The sequence below is a fragment of the Aeromicrobium sp. SORGH_AS_0981 genome, from assembly GCF_031453195.1.
Lineage (GTDB): Bacteria > Actinomycetota > Actinomycetes > Propionibacteriales > Nocardioidaceae > Aeromicrobium.
In genome coordinates, this window is sequence record NZ_JAVIZD010000001.1 from 1428356 (window position 1) to 1447626 (window position 19271).

Below are 19271 nucleotides of genomic sequence, written 5' to 3' on the forward strand. Positions count from 1 at the left end.
TCAGGCGTTGGCGGGGACGTCGGTGCCCGCGCCGCGCTGCCGGATCGCCAGACCGGCCGTGCCGTCGTGCGACGCGCACCCGCCGCAGGCGCTGCCGCAGCCGGTCGACCCCGTGCCGCACGGCGAGGATGCGGGCGGCGAGGAGGAGGGCGTCGCGGCCGTCGGCTCGGCCGGCTGGTGCTCCGGCAGCTCGTCCGCGCCGAGGATGGTGAAGCCGTGGTCGCGGATCAGCTCGACGTCGGCCTTGGCGTCCTGCCCCTCCGACGTCAGGTAGTCGCCGAGGAAGATCGAGTTGGCCACGTGCAGCGCGAGGCCCTGCAGCGAGCGCAGGTGCATCTCGCGACCGCCGGCGATCCGCACCTCGCGGTCGGGGCAGACGAAGCGCGCCATCGCCAGGATCTTCACGCAGCGGGCCGGCGAGAGCTCCCACGTGTTCTCGAACGGCGTGCCGTCGAACGGCATGAGGAAGTTGACGGGGATCGAGTCCGAGCCGAGCTCCTTCAGCGCGAACAGCGCCTCCACGAGCTGCTCGTCGGTCTCGCCGAGCCCGGCGATGAGGCCCGAGCAGGGCGACAGGCCGGCGTTGCGGGCCTTGGCGATGGTGTCGACGCGGTCGTCGTACGTGTGGGTGGTGACGATCTCGTCGTGGTGCGACGCCGCGGTGTTGATGTTGTGGTTGTAGGCGTCGACGCCGGCCTGCTTGAGCCGCTCGGCCTGGCCGTCCTTGAGCAGCCCCAGGCAGGCGCACACCTCGACGTCGGGGTAGCTGTCCTTGAGCGCCTCCGTCATCTCGGCGACCTTCTCGACGTCGCGGTTCGACGGGCCGCGTCCCGAGGAGACCAGGCACACGCGCGACGCGCCGCCGCGCAGTCCGGCGCCCGCCTGGCGCAGCGTCTCGTCGGTGGAGAGCCACGAGTACTTCAGGATGGGCGCCTCGGACCCGACGGCCTGCGAACAGTAGCTGCAGTTCTCGGGGCACAGCCCGGACTTGAGGTTGACGAGGTAGTTCACCTTGACGGTGCTGCCGAAGTGCGCGCGGCGCAGGCGTCCGGCGGCCGCGACGACGTCGAGCAGGGCGGCGTCGTCGGCGCGCAGCACCGCGAGCGCGTCGGCCTCGGAGGCACTGCCCCCGTCCAGGATGCGGGTGGCGAGCTGGTCGAACGATGCGGTCATCACGGTCCTCGACGTCGGCGGCGGTCACTGAACACCGTTCAGGTGAACAGTGTTCAGGTGACGATAGCCGATCAGGCCGGACACGTCACGGGGTCATTGGCGAGGAGCGCCGGGCGCCGTCGTACCGCTGCAGCCAGTCGAGCGTGAGGCGACGGCTCGCGGCGGCAGCGGGCGTCAACGTCGAGGTCGAGTCGCCCGCGCTGTGCTCCATCCCGGGGTACTGCACGTACCGGTGCGGCACGCCGTGCCGCGCGAGGACGTCGACGAAGGCGCGAGCGCGGTCCGCGAGGACGAGGTGGTCGCGGACTCCCTGGTAGACGAGCGTCGGCGGGGAGTCGGCGCCGACGTGGGTCGCGGAGTCGGTGGAGCGGTACCGCTCCGGGTACTCCGCGGGCGTCCCGCCGACGTACCACTGCTCGACCTTCCGGGCGATCGCCGTGCGGTCACCGATCCCGCTCAGGTCGACGGCCGGGTACCCGGCGATCACCGCGCGCACGACCGGCAGCGTCGAGCCCGACGGCGAGCAGCTGGACCTCAGGGTGTGGTCGGCGGACGTGTAGGCGGCGTTGACGGCCAGGTTCCCTCCGGAGGAGAGGCCGAGCATCGCCACCCGGTCGGCGTCGAGGTGGTGGGACCGACCGGCGCGGGCGATCCACGCCAGGGAGCAGCCCACGTCCTCCACCTGCGTCTGCCACGGGTGGTAGGTGGGGGAGGCCAGCCGGTAGTCGACGTCGAGCACGGCGTAGCCGTGGGCGGGCAGGTACCCGGTGTACGCGTTCGGGCCACGCGACCCGGTCGAGAACCCGCCGCCGTGGACGGAGACCACGACAGGCCATCCCGCTCGAGGTGCACGTCCGGACGGGAGGTATAGGTCGGCGCGCAGCGTGGTGGTCCCGGCGGTGCCGACCGTCACGGTCCGGCTGGGGCCGCTGGTCAGGCCGGTGAAGGGCAGCGTCGGCAGCAGCGGGCTCGTGCCGGCGCCCGTGGACGCGATGGCGACGGCGAGCGCGACGCTCGTGGCGACGGCGGTCGCCGCGCCGGCCGACCCGACCACCGTGAGCACGAGCGGGAGGCGCCGACGAGGCCGAGGTCGCCGTCGCCAGAGGGTCGCGGCGCTCACCACGCCGACGGCACCGACGACGACGTTCCACACCCCGAGCGAGTCCCGCAGCACGCCGAGGAGGATCACCAGGTACTGCGACACCTCCCACTGCAGCAGCGGCATCGTCCAGGACACGGGGACGACGGCGAGCAGCTGCGCGAGCACCGTGAACACGACGGTCACGACCGCGACCGTCCACAGCGCCACGCGCCCGACCGCGCGCAACCGGGCTCCCGTCGGCGCGGACGTCATCGTGGCTCCGCCCACGCCATCGGTGCCGAGCCGAGCGGCCACGGAGCACCGCGGCGCAGGTCCCACGCCGGGGCGACGTCGAGGAGGCTGGGCAGGGCCGCCACCCGGCCGAAGGGACCGTCGGTCTCCACCGTCGGCACCTCGTCGAGGTGCTCGCGCAGGTCGGGACCCGCGGAGACCTGGTGGGGGTTGTCGCCGAAGGACTGCACCCACGTGCAGACCTTCGCGAGGTCGACGTGGACGTGCCACGACCCGCCCTCGGTCGCCTGCCGGTGCAGGGCGGTCTCGATCCCCGCCGCGAGGAGGAACGCCGCGGCGTAGTCGTTGAGCAGGTAGGTGGGTGGGAGCGCGGCCCGGTCGCCGCCGCCCTCCTCCAGGGCGAATCCCGTGGCCGCGCAGGCGAGCTGGTCGAAGCCGCCGCGGTCCGACCACGGTCCTCGGTCGCCCCACCCGTGCACGTCGCCCACGACGACGCCGGGGTGGTCGCGCGCGAGCTGGGCGGCGTCGAGCCCGAACCGCGCCAGGTGCCGGTAGCCGTGGACCACGACATCGGCGTCGCGCAGCACGTCGTCGAGGCTCGCCCTCCCGGTCGGGGTCCGGAGGTCGCAGTAGGCGTTGCGCTTCCCGCCCCCGGTCTCGAGGATCATCGCGTTCGGGTCGGGCCGGTCGGGGCGTGACAGGTGGAGCACGTCGGCACCCAGCTCGGCCAGGAGGCGGGTCGCGACGGGTCCCGCGATCACGTGGGTGACGTCGACGACCCGGACGCCCGTGAGCGGCGGCTGGGACGACGCGAGCGGCGACCGGGTGACGGGGTCGGCGTCGCTGATGCGTTCGACGCGCACCAGCGGCTCGCCCGCGAGGGCCTGTCCGACATCGGTGGCCGCCCACTCCTCCCGGGTCCGGACCATCGTGGCGGTCCCGCCGGCCGCGACGATCGCCTCCTCGAGCGCCAGGGCGTCCCAGGTGGCCGCCGCCGCCGCGATCCGGTCGGCCCCCGGCGCGCACCCGAGCACGCGGAGCGCGCGGTCGCGCAGGTGCGGGTAGGAGAGGAGGACGAAGACCTGCCGTCCGTCGCGGCAGGCGTAGAAGTCGCTGTCGGCGAGCAGGTGCGGGTCCTCCATGGTCGCGGCGGCGGTGACGTCGCCGACCCTCGTCGCGAAGACCGCCATGAGCTGCCGCAGGGCGTCGTCGGTGCGGATCCGCACCTCCCGGGCAGGTGCACCTCGGGAGCTGCCGAACGCCGATGCGGCGGCTCCGTGCGCTGCCATGGCCGCAGCCATGCACTCGGCGAGGCGGTGCGGCGACGTCGTCGGAGGCTCGCTCCCGACCACGTGCGTGCGGCCGAGGTCGAGGGAGAACAGCGTCGCGAGGTCCTGCAGGGGTGAGGCGTCCACGCATCGAGTCTCGGACGCGCGGCTCCGGGGGCCCAGGATCGTCGGATATGCGGCATCCTCGTGCCATGAGCGACCACCGCAGCGTGGGCCGGATCGTCGACCTGCTCGACGTCGTCGCGCGTGCCGACGTCCCGCCGACGGTGAGCGACCTCGCGCGCCGCCTCGACGTCCCCCGGTCGTCGGTCCACGACCTCGTGAGCGGCCTGGAGCAGCACGGCTGGCTGGTGCGTGCCGGGCGTGGTCTGCGCATCGGACCCGCTCCGCTGGTCGTCGAGCTGCTCGCCGCACGCCACGTGTCGTGGACGTCGCTCGACGCGGACGCCTACGCCGAGCGGTTCGACCTCGCCGCGGCCGTGGCCGTGCTCGTCGGTCGGCACGTCGTGTACACGGCACGGTCGGAGAAGGTGGTCGACGAGCGCTACGCCCACGTGGCCGACCTGCACCTGCCGCGCGACCCTCTGACGACCGCGGCCGGACGTCTGCTGCTGAGCACCGCGCCCGCTGCGGTGCTGGCCAGCGTGCTGGACGAGACCCGCACGACCGACCCCGGGCTCGTGGCGGACTACGAGGCGCAGCTCCCTCTCGTCCGGCGTCGGCGGACCGCCTGGAGCGACGGACTGTCGCAGGACGAGGTCGCCGCGGTCGCGGTCTTCCCGCACCGTGACCGCCGCGAGGCGCTCGTGCTCTTCGGGCGGAGGGGGACCGATGCGGCGCGCCTCACGGCTGCCGCGCGCACCCTCGCGCGGGCGTCGTAGGCGTCAGCGGCCCATGATCGGGTCGAGCAGCCCGTCGAGCATGCCGGGGGAGGGGCTCGACGACGGCGACGGCGACGGGCTGGGTCGCTGGGTCGGGGTGGTCGGCCTCGGGCTGGGCGGCGTCGGTCGCGTGGGGCTGGCGGCGGGCGTGGTCGGTCGGGGGGTGGTCGACGTGGTGCCGCGGTCGTCGCTGCGGTCGCTCGGGTCGTCGTCGCGGCCGGGCTCGCCGGCGTCGCGGGAGGTGTCGTCGGCCTCGTCGTCGCTGTTGTTCTCGCGTCCGTCGCGGTCGCGGTCGTCGGGGTCGGTGCTGCGGCTGGGGGTCGGGCTGCTGGTGGCGGGTCGGGGCTCGGCGGCCGCCGACGGGTCGCCGCCGTCGCCGAGGGAGGTGAGCGCGACCGCACCCACGGCGAGCATGAGCAGGACGGCGCAGGCCGCGGCCGTGCTGAGGGTGCGGATGCGCACGGGACCTCCCGGGGTGGACGACCTTCCACGGTAGACAACGAGGCAACCCCGCGCCGGTGACGTGCGCGGCCCTACGATGGGTGCGCACGCCTCCGTAGCTCAGTCGGTAGAGCGCCTTACTTGTAATAAGGATGTCGCGGGTTCGATTCCTGTCGGAGGCTCCGAGCGCCAGCGAGGAGGCTCCGACAGGAATCGGGAGGATCATCGCGGCGAGGCCGCCGGACGTGACGGATCCTGTCCCCCGCTCCGAGTGCCAGCGAGGAGACTCCGACAGGAATCGGAAGGACCCTCCACGGCGAGGCCGCCGGACGTGACGGCTCCTCGCGGGGCCGTGGCGCGCTCGTTTGCCTGGGGCCCCACGCAAACGTGCGTTCGGGGCGTCGGTTTGCGTGGGGGAGAGCGTGTTTGGGTGGGGCCCCACCCAAACGTGCATTGGGTCCGTCGGTTTGCGTGGGGCCCCACCGAAGCGTGCGCCTGGGGCGCGGGTTTGCGTGGGGGCGAGCCTGTTTGGGTGGGGCCCCACGCAAACAGGCCCAGGCGGCGGCGGGGGCGGGGCGGGACGCAGGTCGGCCCCGGACCGGGGTCCGGGGCCGACGCGTCACGGGTGGGTCAGGCGAGGTCGTAGGCCCGCTCGCGGTGGAGGGCGGAGTCGAGGCCGCCCTCCTCGTGGTCGGGGTCGACGCGCAGCCCGATCGTCTTCTTCAGCACCAGCGCGATGACGAGGGTCAGCACGAAGGAGTACGCCAGCACCGCGCCGGCGGCGGTGGCCTGCACGCCGAGCAGGCGCAGCCCGCCGCCGTGGAGCAGACCGGCCTGGCCGCTGGGGGCGTCGGCGGTGGCGATCAGGCCGACCATGAGCGTGCCGACCACGCCGCCGACGAGGTGCACGCCGACGACGTCGAGCGAGTCGTCATAGCCGAAGCGCTCCTTGAGGCCGAGGGCGAGCGGGCACACGATGCCGCCGGCGACGCCGACGAGGATCGCGCCCATCGGGCTCACCGCGCCGCACGACGGGGTGATGGCGACGAGGCCCGCGATCGCGCCCGACGCCGCACCCATGGTCGTGGCGTGGCCGTCGCGGACGATCTCGACACCGAGCCAGGCGAGCATCGCGGCGCACGTGGCGACGAAGGTCGTCAGCATGACGACCGAGGCGTTGTGGCCGGCGGCGAGCGCGGAGCCGCCGTTGAAGGCGTACCAGCCGGCCCACAGCAGACCGGCGCCCAGCAGGGTCAGCGGCAGGTTGTGCGGACGCGGTGCGGTGCCCCACGTGCGCCGCTTGCCGAGGACGATGGCGATGGCGAGCGCCGCCGCACCGGAGTTGATGTGCACGGCGGTGCCGCCGGCGTAGTCGACCGCCTTCAGCTTGTTCGCGATCCAGCCGCCCACCGTCGAGCCGTCCGTCGCGTCGAAGGCGAAGACCCAGTGCGCGACGGGGAAGTAGACCAGCACCGCCCAGACGGCGGCGAAGACCATCCAGCTGCTGAACTTCATGCGGTCCGCCGCGGCGCCGGAGATGATCGCGACCGTGATCGCCGCGAACAGCGCCTGGAAGACGGCGAAGAGCGCGAGCGGCAGCGCGGTGTCCTTCTCGGTGAGCACCCCGCCGAGCCCGGCGAACTCGGTGACGTTGCCGAGCAGCCCGGCGCCCCCGTACGAGTCGCCGAACACCATCGAGTAGCCGAACAGCACCCAGAGGATGCCGACGACGGCGACGGCGCCGAACGTCATCACCATCATGTTGAGGCTGCTCTTGACGCTGACCATGCCCCCGTAGAAGAGCGCCAGTCCCGGCACCATCATCGTCAGACCGATGATGCAGCTCAGGATGAAGGCGGTGGTGCCTGTGTCCATGTCCATGTCTCCTGCTGTGGCCCGCACTCCCGCGGGCGTCTCAGCACAGTGGACTCTGTCTACTTTGCGTTGACATGACGCCGACGTAACAACGTTGCGTCGCACAACCTGGACCGCCTTCCCGATGCCCGGAGCGACCCGGTGCGCCGCCCCGTCTCGCCGCGACGGCCCCGTCCCGGCCGCTGGCCGTCACGGACTTCTCACGCTCGGGAAACACGTCCGTCATCTGGGTTCTGTCTACTCGAAGTAGACAAAGATTCACGCCAGTGGATAGGCTCGCGACGAGGGCCTCGCACCGGCGCGGCACCCCCGAGGAGCAGCATGACCAGCACCGCATCCCCCCTGGCGACCCTGGCCAAGGAGAGCGAGACGACGTTCATCCTGGCCCTGTTCGTCGACCTCACCGGCAAGCCCTGCGCCAAGCTGGTGCCCGTCGAGGCCGTCGAGGAGCTCGCCCGCGAGGGCGTCGGCTTCGCCGGCTACGCCGCGGGAGCGATGGGCCAGGAGCCCAAGGACCCCGACATCATGGCGATCCCCGACCCGGCCTCGTTCACGCCGGTGCCGTTCGTCAAGGAGGGCCTCGCCCTCGTGCACTGCGACCCCCACGTGGAGGGCGAGCCGTGGCGCTTCGCCCCGCGCGTGATCCTGCGTCGCATGATCGAGCGCGCCGCCCAGCGCGACCTGTCGGTCTACCTCGGTGCCGAGATCGAGTACTTCCTCGTGGCGAAGGACGAGCGCGGGGCCCTCGTCACCGCCGACCCCTCCGACTCCGCCGCCCGCCCCTGCTACGACGCGCGTGGCGTGACCCGCATGTTCGACCACCTCGCGTCGGTCTCGACCGCGATGAACCAGCTCGGCTGGGGCAACTACGCCAACGACCACGAGGACGGCAACGGCCAGTTCGAGCAGAACTTCGACTACGCCGACGTGCTCACGACGGCCGACCGCGTGATCACCGCGCGCTACCTGATCTCGATGCTCGCCGAGCAGCGCGGCATGACCGCGACGTTCATGCCGAAGCCGTTCGGCGACCGCACCGGCAGCGGGCTGCACATGCACCTGTCGCTCTGGAAGGACGACGAGCCGCTCTTCCCCGCGGCCGACGACCCGCGCGGCCTCGGCCTGTCGGAGCTGGCCTACCAGGCGATCGCCGGCGTCCTCGAGCACGCCAGCGCCCTGCAGGCGCTCGTCGCGCCGACCGTCAACTCCTACAAGCGCACCGGCGCGGTCGCGACGACGTCGGGTGCGTCGTGGGCGCCGCGCGTGCCCACCTACGGCGGCAACGACCGCACCCACCTGGTGCGCGTGCCCGACGGCAACCGCATCGAGCTGCGCGGCGGCGACGGCTCCGCCAACCCGTACCTGGCGGCCGCCGGCGCGATCGGCGCGGTGCTCGACGGCGTCGAGCGTCGCCTCGACCCCGGTGCTCCCGGCGGCAGCGACGACGCCGACCGTGCGCCCCTCCCGCTCACCCTCCTGCACGCGGTCGAGGCCCTGGAGGCCGACGCGGCCGTGTCGGGCGTGCTCGACAGCGTCGGCCCCGACGTGGCCCGCTACTTCGCCGACCTCAAGCGCGAGGAGTTCTTCACCTGGCACAGCCAGGTGAGCGCCTGGGAGGTCGACCACTACCTGACGGCCTTCTGAGCCGCCCCACCCCTGACGCACCTCGAAGGAGACACCCCATGTGCGGCATCGTCGGACTCCACCTCCGCAACCCCGACCTGTACCCCCGACTCGGTGAGCTGCTCACCGGCATGCTCTGCGAGATGGAGGATCGCGGCGCGGACTCCGCGGGGGTCGCCGTCTACGGCGACCCGACGTGGGCCCCGCCCGGCACGGCCACCGTCTCGGTCCTGGCCGACGGCATCGACGTGACCGCCCTCGCCGAGGAGCTCACGGCAGCCGTGGGCAGCGACGTCGACGTCACGACCGCCGGCCCGACGCTGCTCGTGCACGCGGAGGTCGACGCCTCCGCGCTCGCCGCGGCGGTGCGCGCGACGGCGCCGGACGCGCTGGTCATCGGCTTCGGCGAGGACCTCGCCGTGCTCAAGGGCGTCGGCCGTCCGCGCGACCTCGCCGCGGCCTTCGGCCTGCCGTCCGCGCAGGGCTGGCAGGGCGTCGGGCACACGCGCATGGCCACCGAGTCGGCCGTGACGCCCGCGGGCAGCCACCCCTACGCCGTCGGGCCCGACCAGTGCATGGTGCACAACGGCTCGTTCCACAACTACCCGACGATCCGCCGCGAGCTCGAGGCGCGCGGCGTCCGGTTCGACTCGGCGAACGACACCGAGGTGGGCGCCCGCTTCGTCGCCCAGTGCCTCGAGGACGGCCTCGACGTGGAGACCGCGCTCAAGGAGCTGTGCCGCACGTTCGACGGCTTCTACACGCTGCTCGTCTCGAACCGCGACTCCTTCGCCGTCGTGCGCGACGCCATCGCGTGCAAGCCGGCCGTGGTCGCCGAGACCGACGACTGGGTCGCGATGGCGTCGGAGTACCGCGCGCTCGTCGACCTGCCCGGCATCGAGTCGGCCCGCCTGTTCGAGCCGGAGCCGGAGCGGATCTACGCATGGACCCGCTGACCGCGACGCCCACCCCGACCTCCGACCCGAAGGACCCCATCATGGCCGCCACGCTCGAACTCGACCTCGCCGTCAGCACCCTCCGCGAGGTCAACGCACGCCTGCACGACCCCGACCTCGGTGCCGACGACGTCGTCGTCACGCACCCGGCCGGTCGGCACAGCGTCGCGGTCGGGCTGAACCGCCCGATGACCGTGACCGTCAAGGGTCACGTCGGCTACTACGCGGCCGGCATGAACCAGTCGGCCGACGTCGTCGTCGAGGGCAACGTGGGCGTCGGGGTGGCCGAGAACATGATGAGCGGCTCGGTGTGGGTGAAGGGCAGCGCGTCGCAGTCGGCGGGCGCCACCGCCCACGGCGGGCTGCTCGTCGTCGAGGGCGACGCGGCCGCCCGCTGCGGCATCTCGATGAAGGGCGTCGACATCGTCGTCGGCGGCAGCATCGGCCACATGAGCGCCTTCATGGCGCAGGCCGGTCGGCTCGTCGTCCGCGGCGACGCCGGCGACGCGCTCGGCGACTCCATCTACGAGGCCCGGATCTACGTGCGCGGCACGGTCGCGTCGCTGGGCGCCGACTGCGTGGCCAAGGAGATGCGGCCCGAGCACCACGAGGAGCTCGCGACGCTGCTCAAGAGCGCCGGCTACGAGGACGACGACACCCACGCCTACACGCGCTACGGCTCCGCGCGCAGCCTCTACCACTTCCACGTCGACAACACGTCGGCCTACTGACACCGAGGGCAGCCACCATGACCCAGTACCGCACGCAGCCGCGCACGTCGGCGACCTTCGACCCGGCGACCATCGCGGAGATCCAGCGCGCCGCCGACACCGGCATCTACGACATCCGCGGCTGGGGCGCCAAGCGTGCCCTGCCGCACTTCGACGACCTGCTGTTCCTGGGTGCGAGCATGTCGCGCTACCCGCTCGAGGGCTACCGGGAGCGCTGCGGCACCGACGTCGTGCTCGGCGACCGGCACGCGAAGTACCCCCTGCACCTCGAGACGCCCGTGACGATCGCCGGCATGAGCTTCGGCGCGCTGTCGGGCCGGGCCAAGGAGGCGCTGGGCCGCGGCGCGAGCGAGGTGGGCACGTCGACGACGACCGGCGACGGCGGCATGACGCCGGAGGAGCGCAGCCAGAGCAAGCACCTCGTCTACCAGTACCTGCCGTCGCGCTACGGCATGAACCCCGACCACCTGCGCCAGGCCGACGCGATCGAGGTCGTGCTGGGCCAGGGGGCCAAGCCCGGAGGCGGCGGCATGCTGCTCGGGCAGAAGATCACCGAGCGGGTGGCCCAGATGCGCACGCTGCCGCAGGGCGTCGACCAGCGCAGCGCGTCGCGCCACCCCGACTGGACCGGCCCGGACGACCTGACGATCAAGATCGGCGAGCTGCGCGAGATCACCGACTGGGAGAAGCCCGTCTACGTCAAGGTCGGCGCCACGCGCACCTACTACGACGTGAAGCTGGCGGTGCACGCCGGCGCCGACGTCGTCGTGGTCGACGGCATGCAGGGCGGGACGGCCGCCACGCAGGAGGTGTTCATCGAGCACGTCGGCATTCCCACACTCGCGGCGATCCCGCAGGCCGTCCAGGCGCTGCAGGAGCTCGGCGTCCACCGCAAGGTCCAGCTGATCGTCTCCGGCGGGATCCGCACGGGCGCCGACGTCGCGAAGGCGATGGCCCTCGGGGCCGACGCGGTCGCGATCGGCACCGCCGCCCTGGTCGCGCTCGGCGACAACGACCCGCGCTGGCAGGCCGACTACGAGGCCCTCGGCACGAGTGCCGGGGCCTACGACGACTTCCAGGAGGGCAAGGACCCTGCCGGCATCACGACGCAGGACCCCGAGCTGCAGCAGCGGCTCGACCCGGTCGAGGGCGGTCGCCGGCTCGCGAACTACCTGCGCGTGCTGACGATGGAGGCGCAGACCATCGCACGCGCGTGCGGCAAGGCGCACCTGCAGCACCTCGAGCCCGAGGACCTCGTCGCCATCACCATCGAGGCCGCCGCGATGGCGAGGGTGCCGCTCGCGGGCACGTCGTGGGTCCCGGGCCAGACCGCAGGCGGGTCCTGGTGAGCGCGTCGCGCGCCGTCGTCGTCGGCGGTGGGCTGATCGGGCTGTCGATCGCGCGGGCGCTCACGGAGCGGGGGCTCACCGACGTGCTCGTGCTGGAGCGCGGGCTCCTCGCGAGCGGCGGCACCGGGAAGTCGAGCGGCATCGTGCGGGCGCACTACGGGGTGCCGTCGATCGCCGCGATGGCCTGGCGCAGCCTGCCCGTCTTCGAGGCGCTCGGCGCCGAGGTCGGGTTCCGCCAGGTCGGCTACACCGTGGTGGTCGGCGAGGAGAACGCCGGACCGTTGAAGGACAACACGGCCATGCACCAGGGCCTCGGCATCGAGGTCGACCTCGTCGACCCCGACCAGGTCGCGGCGCTGTGGCCGATGATGAACGTCGACGACGTGGCGCTCGGCGCCTACGAGCCGCGCGGCGGGTTCGCCGACGCGACCCAGCTGGCGCTGCACTACGGGCAGCGGGCCCGTGCCCACGGCGCGCGGGTGCGCCAGAACGCCCCGGTGGCGCGGATCGTCACGTCGGAGAGTCGGGTGACGGGGGTCGAGCTGGCCGACGGCGAGGTGGTGGAGGCCGACCTGGTCGTCGTCGCCGCGGGATGGTGGTCCGCCCGGCTCCTCGCCGACCTCGGCGTGGACTTCCCGGTCGAGGCGTACCGCTCGGAGCTGCTCGTCGTCGACACCGGCGAGCCGCTGCCCGACCTGCCCGTCGTCTCGGACCTCGTCAGCCTGCAGTATTGCCGCCTCGAGGGGTCCGGGCAGTTCCTCGTGGGCAACAGCGACCACGCCGACTTCGGCCGCAAGCTCGTCGACCCCGACCACTACTCCAACCACGCGAGCGACGCCAGCCTCGAGGCCTACGCCGAGAAGCTGATCCACCGGTTCCCCGGCTTCCCCGACCCCTCGGTCACGCACACGTACGCGGGCGTCTACGACGTCCCGCCCGACTGGAACCCGGTCATCGGCCCCGTCGGCGACGTCGACGGCCTCGTGCTCGCGGCGGGCTTCGCCGGGCACGGCTTCAAGATCAGCCCCGCGGTCGGCGACCTCGTGGCCGACCTCGTGCTCGAGGGCGACAGCACCGACCCCGACGTGCCCGCGTCGGACTTCCGGCTGTCGCGCTTCGCCGAGGGCGACCTCCTGACCAGCCTGCACCCGTACGTCGGGGCGGGGGAGATGCGGTGACCGGCGTCGCCGCGTCGTCGGTGCGGTCCCGCCGACCCGCCAGCGTCGCGTCGCTCCTGGCCGACGTGCGCGACGTCGGTCGCGACCCGCGGCGCGGCGGCTACTCGCGGTTCGCGTACACGCCCGCCGAGCTCGAGCTGCGCACGTGGTTCGAGGCGGAGGCGGCGCGCCGGTCGCTCGACGTCGTCACCGACCGCAACGGCATCCTCTGGGCGTGGCGGCCCGGGCGGGGCGGGTCGCTCGACGACGCCGTCGTGACCGGCAGCCACCTCGACTCGGTCCCCGGTGGTGGCGAGTTCGACGGACCGCTCGGCGTCGCGTCGGCCTTCGCGGCGCTGGACCTCCTCGACGCCCGCGACGTCGGCGGCGAGCGCCCGCTGGCGATCGTCGCGTTCCCGGAGGAGGAGGGCGGCCGCTTCGGGCGCGCCTGCCTCGGCTCGCAGCTGATGACGGGCGAGCAGGACCCCGACCGGGTGCTCGGCCTGCTGGACGCCGACGGCACGTCGCTCGCGGACGCGCTCACCGGCGCCGGTCTCGACCCCGTGCACCTCGGCCGCGACGAGGAGGCGCTGCGCCGCATCGGCGTGTTCGTCGAGCTGCACGTCGAGCAGGGGCGCGGTCTCGTCGACCTCGACCAGCCCGTCGCCGTCGCCTCCTCGATCCTCGGGCACGGTCGCTGGCGGCTCACCGTCACGGGCGAGGGGAACCACGCCGGCGCGACGCTCATGTCCGACCGGCGCGACCCGATGGTCGCCGCCGCCCAGGTGGTGGTCGCGGTCCGCGACCTGGCCCGCAGCCGGCCCGACGCGCGGGCGACGGTCGGCCGCCTGCAGCCCGTGCCGGGCGGCACGAACGTCATCGCGTCGCGCGTCGACCTCTGGCTCGACGTGCGCCACCCCGACGACGACGTCACGCGCGCGCTCGTCGCACAGGTCCTCGAGTCCGCGCACGCCGTGTGCGCGGCGGAGGGCTGCGCCGTGGAGCTGGTCGAGGAGTCCTACAGCGGGCAGGTCCGCTTCGACGCAGGTCTGCGCGACCGGCTGCGCGGCGTGCTGCCCGACGCGCCGGTGCTGGCGACGGGGGCGGGGCACGACGCCGGCGTCCTCGCGGCGCACGTCCCGTCGGCGATGCTCTTCACGCGCAACCCCACCGGGGTCTCCCACTCCCCGGAGGAGCACGTCGACGACGCGGACGCCGAGGCCGGTGCAGCCGCCCTCGCCGACGTGCTGCAGGACCTGCTGGTGCCGCGGGAGCACCGCTAGGATCGCCCGCATGACCGACGACGCGCCGCTGCTGCGCAACGCCGCCGGCAGTGCCCGCGACCGCGACCCGGCGGAGCCGGTCGAGGCGATGGCGCTGGAGCAGGCCATCGCGGTCAACGTCCGGCACCACCGCACCGCGGCCGGGCTGTCGGTCGCCGACATGGCGCAGCGTCTGGGGCTGTCGAAGGCGATGCTGTCGAAGATCGAGAACGCGCAGACGTCGTGCAGCCTCGCCACGCTGCAACGTCTGGCGACCGGGCTCGACGTGCCGGTCACGTCGCTCGTGCGCGGCGCCGACGAGGAGCGTCAGGCCGTGTTCACGCCGGCGGGACAGGGTCCGCGCATCGCCCGGCACGGCACGAAGGAGGGGCACGAGTACGAGCTGCTCGGTGCCCTCCGGGGCCAGCACAAGCGGCTGGAGTCGCTCATGGTGACCCTGACGGAGGACAGCCAGACGTACCCGCTGTTCCAGCACCCGGGCACCGAGTTCCTGCACGTCCTCGAGGGCCGGATGGTCTACGGCCACGGCCGCGAGACCTACGAGCTGGGTCCCGGCGACTCCCTGCAGCTCGACGGCGAGGGCGCCCACGGCCCGGTCGAGCTGAAGGAGCTGCCCATCCGCTTCCTCTCGGTGATCGCCTTCCCCGACGCCAGCGTCTGAGCGCAGGGCGCCGGACGGGCCCGTTTGCGTGGGGCCCCACGCGAACCGGCTCGCCCCCACGCAACCGTGCGCCGGATCTGCGCGTTCGGGTGGGGCCCCACGCAAACGCGCACGGGTGAGCAGGCCGGGGGAGCGGGTCGGGGAAGCGGGTCGGGGGCCGGGCTCGGGCGCGGCGCGGGCGGGAGGTCAGGGGGCGACCTCGAAGAGTCCAGCGGCGCCCATGCCGCCTCCGACGCACATCGTCACCACGGCCCAGCGGGCACCGAGTCGGCGGCCGGCGAGCAGCGCGTGGCCGACGGCGCGCGACCCAGTCATGCCGTAGGGGTGTCCGAGGGCGATGGCTCCGCCGTCGACGTTCATCCGCTCGGGGTCGATGCCGAGCACGTCGCGACAGTGCACCGCCTGGGAGGCGAACGCCTCGTTGAGCTCCCACACGCCGACGTCGCCGACCGTCAGGCCGTGCTGGTCCAGCAGTCGGGGGATCGCCGCGACCGGACCGATGCCCATCTCGTCGGGCTCGCACCCGGTGACCGCGATGCCGACGTAGTAGCCGAGCGGCTCGATGCCCCGGGAGGCCGCGAGGTCGGCGTCCATCAGGACGTTGGCCGACGCGCCGTCGCTGAGCTGGGACGCGTTGCCCGCCGTGACCGTCGGGTGCGCGGTCACGTCACCGGGCTCCAGCACGGTGCGGAGCCCGGCCAGCCCGTCCGCGGTCGTGCCGGCGCGCACGCCCTCGTCGGCCGAGACGGTCACCTCGACCCGCGAGGTCTCACCGGTGGCCCTGTCGGTGCGGAGGGTGTGCACCGTGATCGGGGCGATCTCCTCGGCGAGGTGGCCGGCCTCCTGGGCGGCGGCCGCGCGCCGCTGCGACTGCAGCCCCATCTCGTCCTGGCGCTCGCGGCTGACGCCGTAGCGCGAGGCGACGTTCTCGGCGGTGTGCAGCATCGGCAGGTACAGCCCCGGCACCTGCTCGCGTAGCCAGGGGTCACCGGCGCGGTGGGTGTTCAGGTGCTCGTTCTGGACGAGCGAGATCGACTCGACCCCGCCCCCGACCGCGACCTTCTGCCCGTCCACCAGGATCTGCTTGGCCGCGATCGCGACCGCCATGAGGCCCGACGAGCACTGGCGGTCGACGGTCGAGCCGGGCACCGACACGGGCAGTCCGGCGCGGAGTGCGGCCTGCCGGGCGACGTTGAACCCCGAGGCGCCCTCGGGCATCGCGCAGCCCATCACCACGTCCTCCAACTCGGCCGGGTCGACGCCGGCGCGCTCCACCGCGTGGCGGACGGCGTGGCCCGCGAGCTCGACGGCGGGGGTGTCGTTGAAGGCGCCGCGGTACGCCTTGCCGATCGGGGTGCGGGCGGTGGCGACGATCGCTGCTCTGGGCACGGGGGCTCCTGTCGGACGAACTCTCGGAAGTTTTCCCGGCAACGTACTTGAACCTGAACCCGGGTTCAAGTACGTTGCTCGACGTGAGCCAGGTCACGTGAGACCGGTCACATCGACGGCAAGGAGACGAGGACGCAATGGTGAACGTGGCAGCGACGGTCTGGTCCAACGCCGAGCGCGACCCGCAGCGGATGGCGGTGCGCTCCGGTCGGGGCGACCTGACCTACGGCGAGCTCCGGGAGGCGAGTGCTCGCGTCGGCGGCGCCGTGACCGCCGCGGGTCTGCGCCCCGGCGACCGGGTGGTGCTCATCGCCCCGAGCGTCCTGGAGTTCCCCGTGGTCTACCTGGGCCTGCACGCCGTCGGCGTCAGCGTCATCACGATGAACACCATGGCCACCGCGGCCGAGATCGGCTACGTGCTCGACGACGCGGAGGCGTCGCTGGTGCTGGCCTGGCACGAGTGCGACACCGCGGCGTCCGCCGCCGCTGCCGAGCGAGACCTCGCGTTCTGGCGCGTCGAGGACGGCGCGAGCTTCGACGCCGAGCCGTTGGCGGTCGCGCACGACCACGCGCCCGACGACACCGCGATCATCCTCTACACCTCCGGCACCACCGGCCGTCCCAAGGGCGTGGAGCTCACCGCGGCCAACCTGATCGACACCACCGACTCCTTCCTGCCCGTGCTCAACCTGACGGCGGAGGACCGCTTCGGCACGGGCCTCCCGCTCTTCCACGTGTACGGCCAGGCGGTCGTCATGAACACGGTGCTGGTCACCGGCGCCTCGCTCTCGCTGCTCGCGCCCTTCGAGCCGACCGCGATGCTGGAGATGGTCCGCCGCGACCGCCTGACGGTCCTCGCCGGCGTCCCGACGATGTGGAACGCGATGCTGCACGCCGCGACCGACGCGTTCGGCCCGTCGGACTTCGAGCAGCTCCGACTGGCCACGTCCGGCGGCGCGTCGCTGCCGGTGGAGGTCATGCGTGCCTTCCGCGACCGGTTCGGCTGCACGATCCTGGAGGGCTACGGCCTCACCGAGTCGACCGGCGCGGCCACGTTCAACGACATCAACCGGCCCCAGAAGGCGGGCACCGTCGGACCGGCCCTGCCCGGCACCGCCATCGAGGTCCGCGACCCGCTCGGCTCGGTCGTCGAGCCGGACGTCGTCGGCGAGGTCTTCCTCAAGGGCCCGACGATCATGAAGGGCTACCGCAACCGACCCGACGCCACGGCCGCCGACCTGCAGGACGGCTGGCTGAAGACCGGCGACCTGGGCCGGCTCGACGCCGAGGGCTACCTCAGCATCGTCGACCGGGCGAAGGACCTGATCATCCGCGGTGGCTACAACGTGTACCCCCGCGAGGTCGAGGAGGTGCTGTACGAGCACCCCGACGTCGTCGAGGTGGCCGTGGTCGGCGTCCCCGACGCACACTTCGGCGAGGAGGTCGCCGCGGTCGTCGCCCTGCGCGAGGGCGCGGAGCTGACCGGCGAGGAGCTGCGCGCCTGGGCCAAGGTCCAGCTGTCGGCCTACAAGGTGCCCCGGCTCTACCAGTTCGTCACCACCCTGCCGAAAGGCGCGACGGGCAAGATCCTGAAGCGCGAGATCGACCGCGACGCCATCCGCACGGCGGAGGTCGGCGCATGAAGGTCGAGGGGAGCGTCGCGGTCGTCACCGGCGCGGCAGGAGGCATCGGCCTGGCCGTCGCGCAGAGGCTGCTGGAGCACGGGGCCCAGGTGGTCGTCACCGACCTCGACGCCGCGCGCACCGCGGCGGCCGTCGCCACGTTGGAGGCACACGGCGCGGACCGGGTGGCGGGCCTGGCGGGTGACTGCTCGCTCGAGGCCGACGTGCGGGCCGTGCTCGACCTCGCCGTCGAGCGCTTCGGCCCCGTCGACCTGTACGTCGCGAACGCCGGGGTCGGCCTCGGGCAGGGCCTGGAGTCCTCCGAGGACGACTGGAGCACCTCGCTCGACGTCAACGTCATGGCGCACGTGCGCGCGGCCCGGCTCCTGGTGCCGGGCTGGCTCGAGCGGGGTCGGGGCTACTTCCTGAGCACCGCGTCGGCCGCCGGGCTCCTGACGCAGATCGGCTCGCCGACGTACTCGGTCACCAAGCACGCTGCCGTGGCCTTCGCCGAGTGGCTGTCGGTCACCTACGGCACCCGAGGCATCGCCGTCAGCTGCCTGTGCCCGATGGGGGTCAACACCGCCATGCTCAACGGCGGCGCGGACTCCGACGACCCGACCGCGCGTCAAGGTGCGAGAGCGGTCACCGAGGCCGGCGGCGTCCTCGAGCCCCTCGACGTCGCCGACGTCGTCCTCGACGCGATCGACGACGAGCGCTTCCTCGTGCTGCCGCACCCGGAGGTGCTGGAGTTCTACCGGCGCAAGGCCTCCGACTACGACCGCTGGCTCGCCGGCATGCGCCGCTACCAGGACACGCTCGCATGAGCGGCGCGGCGACGCCCCGCTGCCGGGCGGCCCTGTTCGACTTCGGCGGGGTGCTGACGACGAGCGTGCTCGACGCGTTCGGCGACCACAGCGAGCGGATCAGCGGCGACCGCGGCCTCCTGCTGCGGCTGCTCGGCGGCGGTGACGCGGAGGCCAAGCAGCTCCTCGTCGACCACGAGGAGGGACGGCTCGACCACGACGGCTTCGAGGCGGGGTTCGCCGAGCGGCTGCACGCCCACGGCGTCGAGGTCGCGGCGGAGGGACTCGTCGCCGGGCTGCAGTCGGGCCTGCGACCCGACGCGGCCATGCTCGACGTCGTCGCCGACCTGCGGGCCGCGGGCGTGCCCGTCGGTCTCGTCTCGAACTCCCTGGGCCGTGACTGCTACGCCGGCTACGACCTGCCGGCTCTCTTCGACGCCGTGACCATCTCCGGCCAGGAGGGCGTCCGCAAGCCGTCGCGACGGCTCTACGAGATCGGGTGCGAGCGCCTCGGCGTCGCACCGCAGGAGGTCGTCATGGTCGACGACCTCGCCCAGAACATCGTCGCTGCCGAGCGTCTCGGGATGGCTGGCGTCGTGCACCGCACCGCGGAGGAGACCGCCGAGCAGCTCTCGCAGCTGCTCGGGGTCGACGTGAGGAGGACCGCCGCACTGCGGTGATCGAGGGGGGAACAGCACCACC

At 73.3% G+C, this 19271-nt stretch carries 17 protein-coding genes and 1 tRNA gene; 12 read left to right on the forward strand and 6 right to left on the reverse strand.

Annotated elements, in window-relative coordinates:
- The 3 genes from bioB to QE370_RS07290 form a co-directional block, all read right to left on the reverse strand.
- Positions 1-1173 carry a biotin synthase BioB gene (gene bioB / locus QE370_RS07280; RefSeq protein WP_309633939.1) on the reverse strand — a complete coding sequence of 391 codons (1173 nt, stop codon included), beginning with the start codon at positions 1171-1173 and terminating at the stop codon, positions 1-3.
- Between the two features lie 85 nt (positions 1174-1258).
- Positions 1259-2527, reverse strand: coding sequence for an alpha/beta hydrolase (locus tag QE370_RS07285; protein ID WP_309633940.1), 1269 nt, complete (start codon positions 2525-2527; stop codon positions 1259-1261).
- Positions 2524-3921 carry a CoA transferase gene (locus QE370_RS07290; RefSeq protein ID WP_309633941.1) on the reverse strand — a complete coding sequence of 466 codons (1398 nt, stop codon included), beginning with the start codon at positions 3919-3921 and terminating at the stop codon, positions 2524-2526. Before QE370_RS07290 ends, QE370_RS07285 begins: the two co-directional genes overlap by 4 nt.
- 65 nt (positions 3922-3986) lie before the next feature.
- Between QE370_RS07290 and QE370_RS07295 the strand changes: the two genes are divergently transcribed.
- Positions 3987-4676 carry a helix-turn-helix domain-containing protein gene (locus tag QE370_RS07295; RefSeq protein ID WP_309633942.1) on the forward strand — a complete coding sequence of 230 codons (690 nt, stop codon included), beginning with the start codon at positions 3987-3989 and terminating at the stop codon, positions 4674-4676.
- A gap of 3 nt (positions 4677-4679) precedes the next feature.
- Here QE370_RS07295 and QE370_RS07300 read toward each other — a convergent pair whose 3' ends face one another.
- Entirely contained in the window at positions 4680-5138 is a 459-nt protein-coding gene (locus tag QE370_RS07300) for a hypothetical protein (RefSeq protein ID WP_309633943.1), read from the reverse strand.
- An 88-nt stretch (positions 5139-5226) separates the two neighbouring features.
- Here QE370_RS07300 and QE370_RS07305 point away from each other — a divergent pair.
- Positions 5227-5299, forward strand: a tRNA-Thr gene (locus QE370_RS07305).
- 448 nt (positions 5300-5747) lie between these two features.
- On the opposite strand, the gene QE370_RS07310 is transcribed toward QE370_RS07305, so the two are convergent.
- Positions 5748-6992: an ammonium transporter gene (locus QE370_RS07310; protein ID WP_253023613.1), complete on the reverse strand. Its 1245-nt coding sequence runs from the start codon at positions 6990-6992 to the stop codon at positions 5748-5750.
- Between the two features lie 321 nt (positions 6993-7313).
- Here QE370_RS07310 and glnT point away from each other — a divergent pair, with 321 nt between their 5' ends.
- The 7 genes from glnT to QE370_RS07345 are packed head-to-tail and all read left to right on the forward strand — an operon-like array spanning position 7314 to position 14752.
- Positions 7314-8636 (forward strand): type III glutamate--ammonia ligase, encoded by a 1323-nt coding sequence (gene glnT, locus QE370_RS07315; RefSeq protein ID WP_309633944.1) that lies wholly within the window; start codon positions 7314-7316, stop codon positions 8634-8636.
- Positions 8637-8674: 38 nt separating this feature from the next.
- Positions 8675-9571, forward strand: a complete 897-nt coding sequence (locus tag QE370_RS07320; RefSeq protein ID WP_253023617.1) for a hypothetical protein — start codon at positions 8675-8677, stop codon at positions 9569-9571.
- Positions 9559-10302 (forward strand): hypothetical protein, encoded by a 744-nt coding sequence (locus QE370_RS07325; protein WP_253023619.1) that lies wholly within the window; start codon positions 9559-9561, stop codon positions 10300-10302. The genes QE370_RS07320 and QE370_RS07325 overlap by 13 nt, the downstream gene beginning before the upstream one ends.
- A gap of 17 nt (positions 10303-10319) precedes the next feature.
- Positions 10320-11651, forward strand: a complete 1332-nt coding sequence (locus tag QE370_RS07330) for an FMN-binding glutamate synthase family protein (protein ID WP_309633945.1) — start codon at positions 10320-10322, stop codon at positions 11649-11651.
- Positions 11648-12829, forward strand: a complete 1182-nt coding sequence (locus QE370_RS07335) for an FAD-dependent oxidoreductase (RefSeq protein ID WP_309633946.1) — start codon at positions 11648-11650, stop codon at positions 12827-12829. Before QE370_RS07330 ends, QE370_RS07335 begins: the two co-directional genes overlap by 4 nt.
- Positions 12826-14091, forward strand: a complete 1266-nt coding sequence (locus tag QE370_RS07340; protein WP_309633947.1) for an allantoate amidohydrolase — start codon at positions 12826-12828, stop codon at positions 14089-14091. Before QE370_RS07335 ends, QE370_RS07340 begins: the two co-directional genes overlap by 4 nt.
- A gap of 10 nt (positions 14092-14101) precedes the next feature.
- Positions 14102-14752: a helix-turn-helix domain-containing protein gene (locus tag QE370_RS07345; protein ID WP_067853961.1), complete on the forward strand. Its 651-nt coding sequence runs from the start codon at positions 14102-14104 to the stop codon at positions 14750-14752.
- A gap of 186 nt (positions 14753-14938) precedes the next feature.
- Here QE370_RS07345 and QE370_RS07350 read toward each other — a convergent pair whose 3' ends face one another.
- On the reverse strand, positions 14939-16141 hold the full coding sequence (locus tag QE370_RS07350) for an acetyl-CoA C-acyltransferase (RefSeq protein WP_309633948.1): 1203 nt from the start codon (positions 16139-16141) through the stop codon (positions 14939-14941).
- A 137-nt stretch (positions 16142-16278) separates the two neighbouring features.
- On the opposite strand from QE370_RS07350, the gene QE370_RS07355 reads away from it, so the two are divergent.
- From QE370_RS07355 to QE370_RS07365, 3 genes are read left to right on the forward strand one after another with little or no spacing between them, the layout of a single operon-like run.
- The gene (locus tag QE370_RS07355; RefSeq protein WP_309633949.1) at positions 16279-17784 is read left to right on the forward strand and encodes an AMP-binding protein; all 1506 of its coding nucleotides are present in this window, start codon (positions 16279-16281) and stop codon (positions 17782-17784) included.
- A complete protein-coding gene (locus tag QE370_RS07360) occupies positions 17781-18590 on the forward strand; it encodes an SDR family oxidoreductase (protein WP_309633950.1) in 810 nt (269 codons plus the stop codon). The genes QE370_RS07355 and QE370_RS07360 overlap by 4 nt, the downstream gene beginning before the upstream one ends.
- A complete protein-coding gene (locus QE370_RS07365) occupies positions 18587-19249 on the forward strand; it encodes an HAD family phosphatase (RefSeq protein ID WP_309633951.1) in 663 nt (220 codons plus the stop codon). The genes QE370_RS07360 and QE370_RS07365 overlap by 4 nt, the downstream gene beginning before the upstream one ends.
- Positions 19250-19271: the final 22 nt, after the last annotated feature.

Bases quoted from the DNA above. Each gene is read 5' to 3' on its own strand.
- QE370_RS07310 (WP_253023613.1), bottom strand. From the start codon at position 6,992: ATGGACACAGGCACCACCGCCTTCATCCTGAGCTGCATCATCGGTCTG.
- QE370_RS07355 (WP_309633949.1), top strand. From the start codon at position 16,279: ATGGTGAACGTGGCAGCGACGGTCTGGTCCAACGCCGAGCGCGACCCG.
- QE370_RS07295 (WP_309633942.1), top strand. From the start codon at position 3,987: ATGAGCGACCACCGCAGCGTGGGCCGGATCGTCGACCTGCTCGACGTC.
- QE370_RS07320 (WP_253023617.1), top strand. From the start codon at position 8,675: ATGTGCGGCATCGTCGGACTCCACCTCCGCAACCCCGACCTGTACCCC.
- bioB (WP_309633939.1), bottom strand. From the start codon at position 1,173: ATGACCGCATCGTTCGACCAGCTCGCCACCCGCATCCTGGACGGGGGC.
- QE370_RS07330 (WP_309633945.1), top strand. From the start codon at position 10,320: ATGACCCAGTACCGCACGCAGCCGCGCACGTCGGCGACCTTCGACCCG.
- QE370_RS07285 (WP_309633940.1), bottom strand. From the start codon at position 2,527: ATGACGTCCGCGCCGACGGGAGCCCGGTTGCGCGCGGTCGGGCGCGTG.
- QE370_RS07345 (WP_067853961.1), top strand. From the start codon at position 14,102: ATGACCGACGACGCGCCGCTGCTGCGCAACGCCGCCGGCAGTGCCCGC.
- QE370_RS07325 (WP_253023619.1), top strand. From the start codon at position 9,559: ATGGACCCGCTGACCGCGACGCCCACCCCGACCTCCGACCCGAAGGAC.
- glnT (WP_309633944.1), top strand. From the start codon at position 7,314: ATGACCAGCACCGCATCCCCCCTGGCGACCCTGGCCAAGGAGAGCGAG.
- QE370_RS07360 (WP_309633950.1), top strand. From the start codon at position 17,781: ATGAAGGTCGAGGGGAGCGTCGCGGTCGTCACCGGCGCGGCAGGAGGC.
- QE370_RS07365 (WP_309633951.1), top strand. From the start codon at position 18,587: ATGAGCGGCGCGGCGACGCCCCGCTGCCGGGCGGCCCTGTTCGACTTC.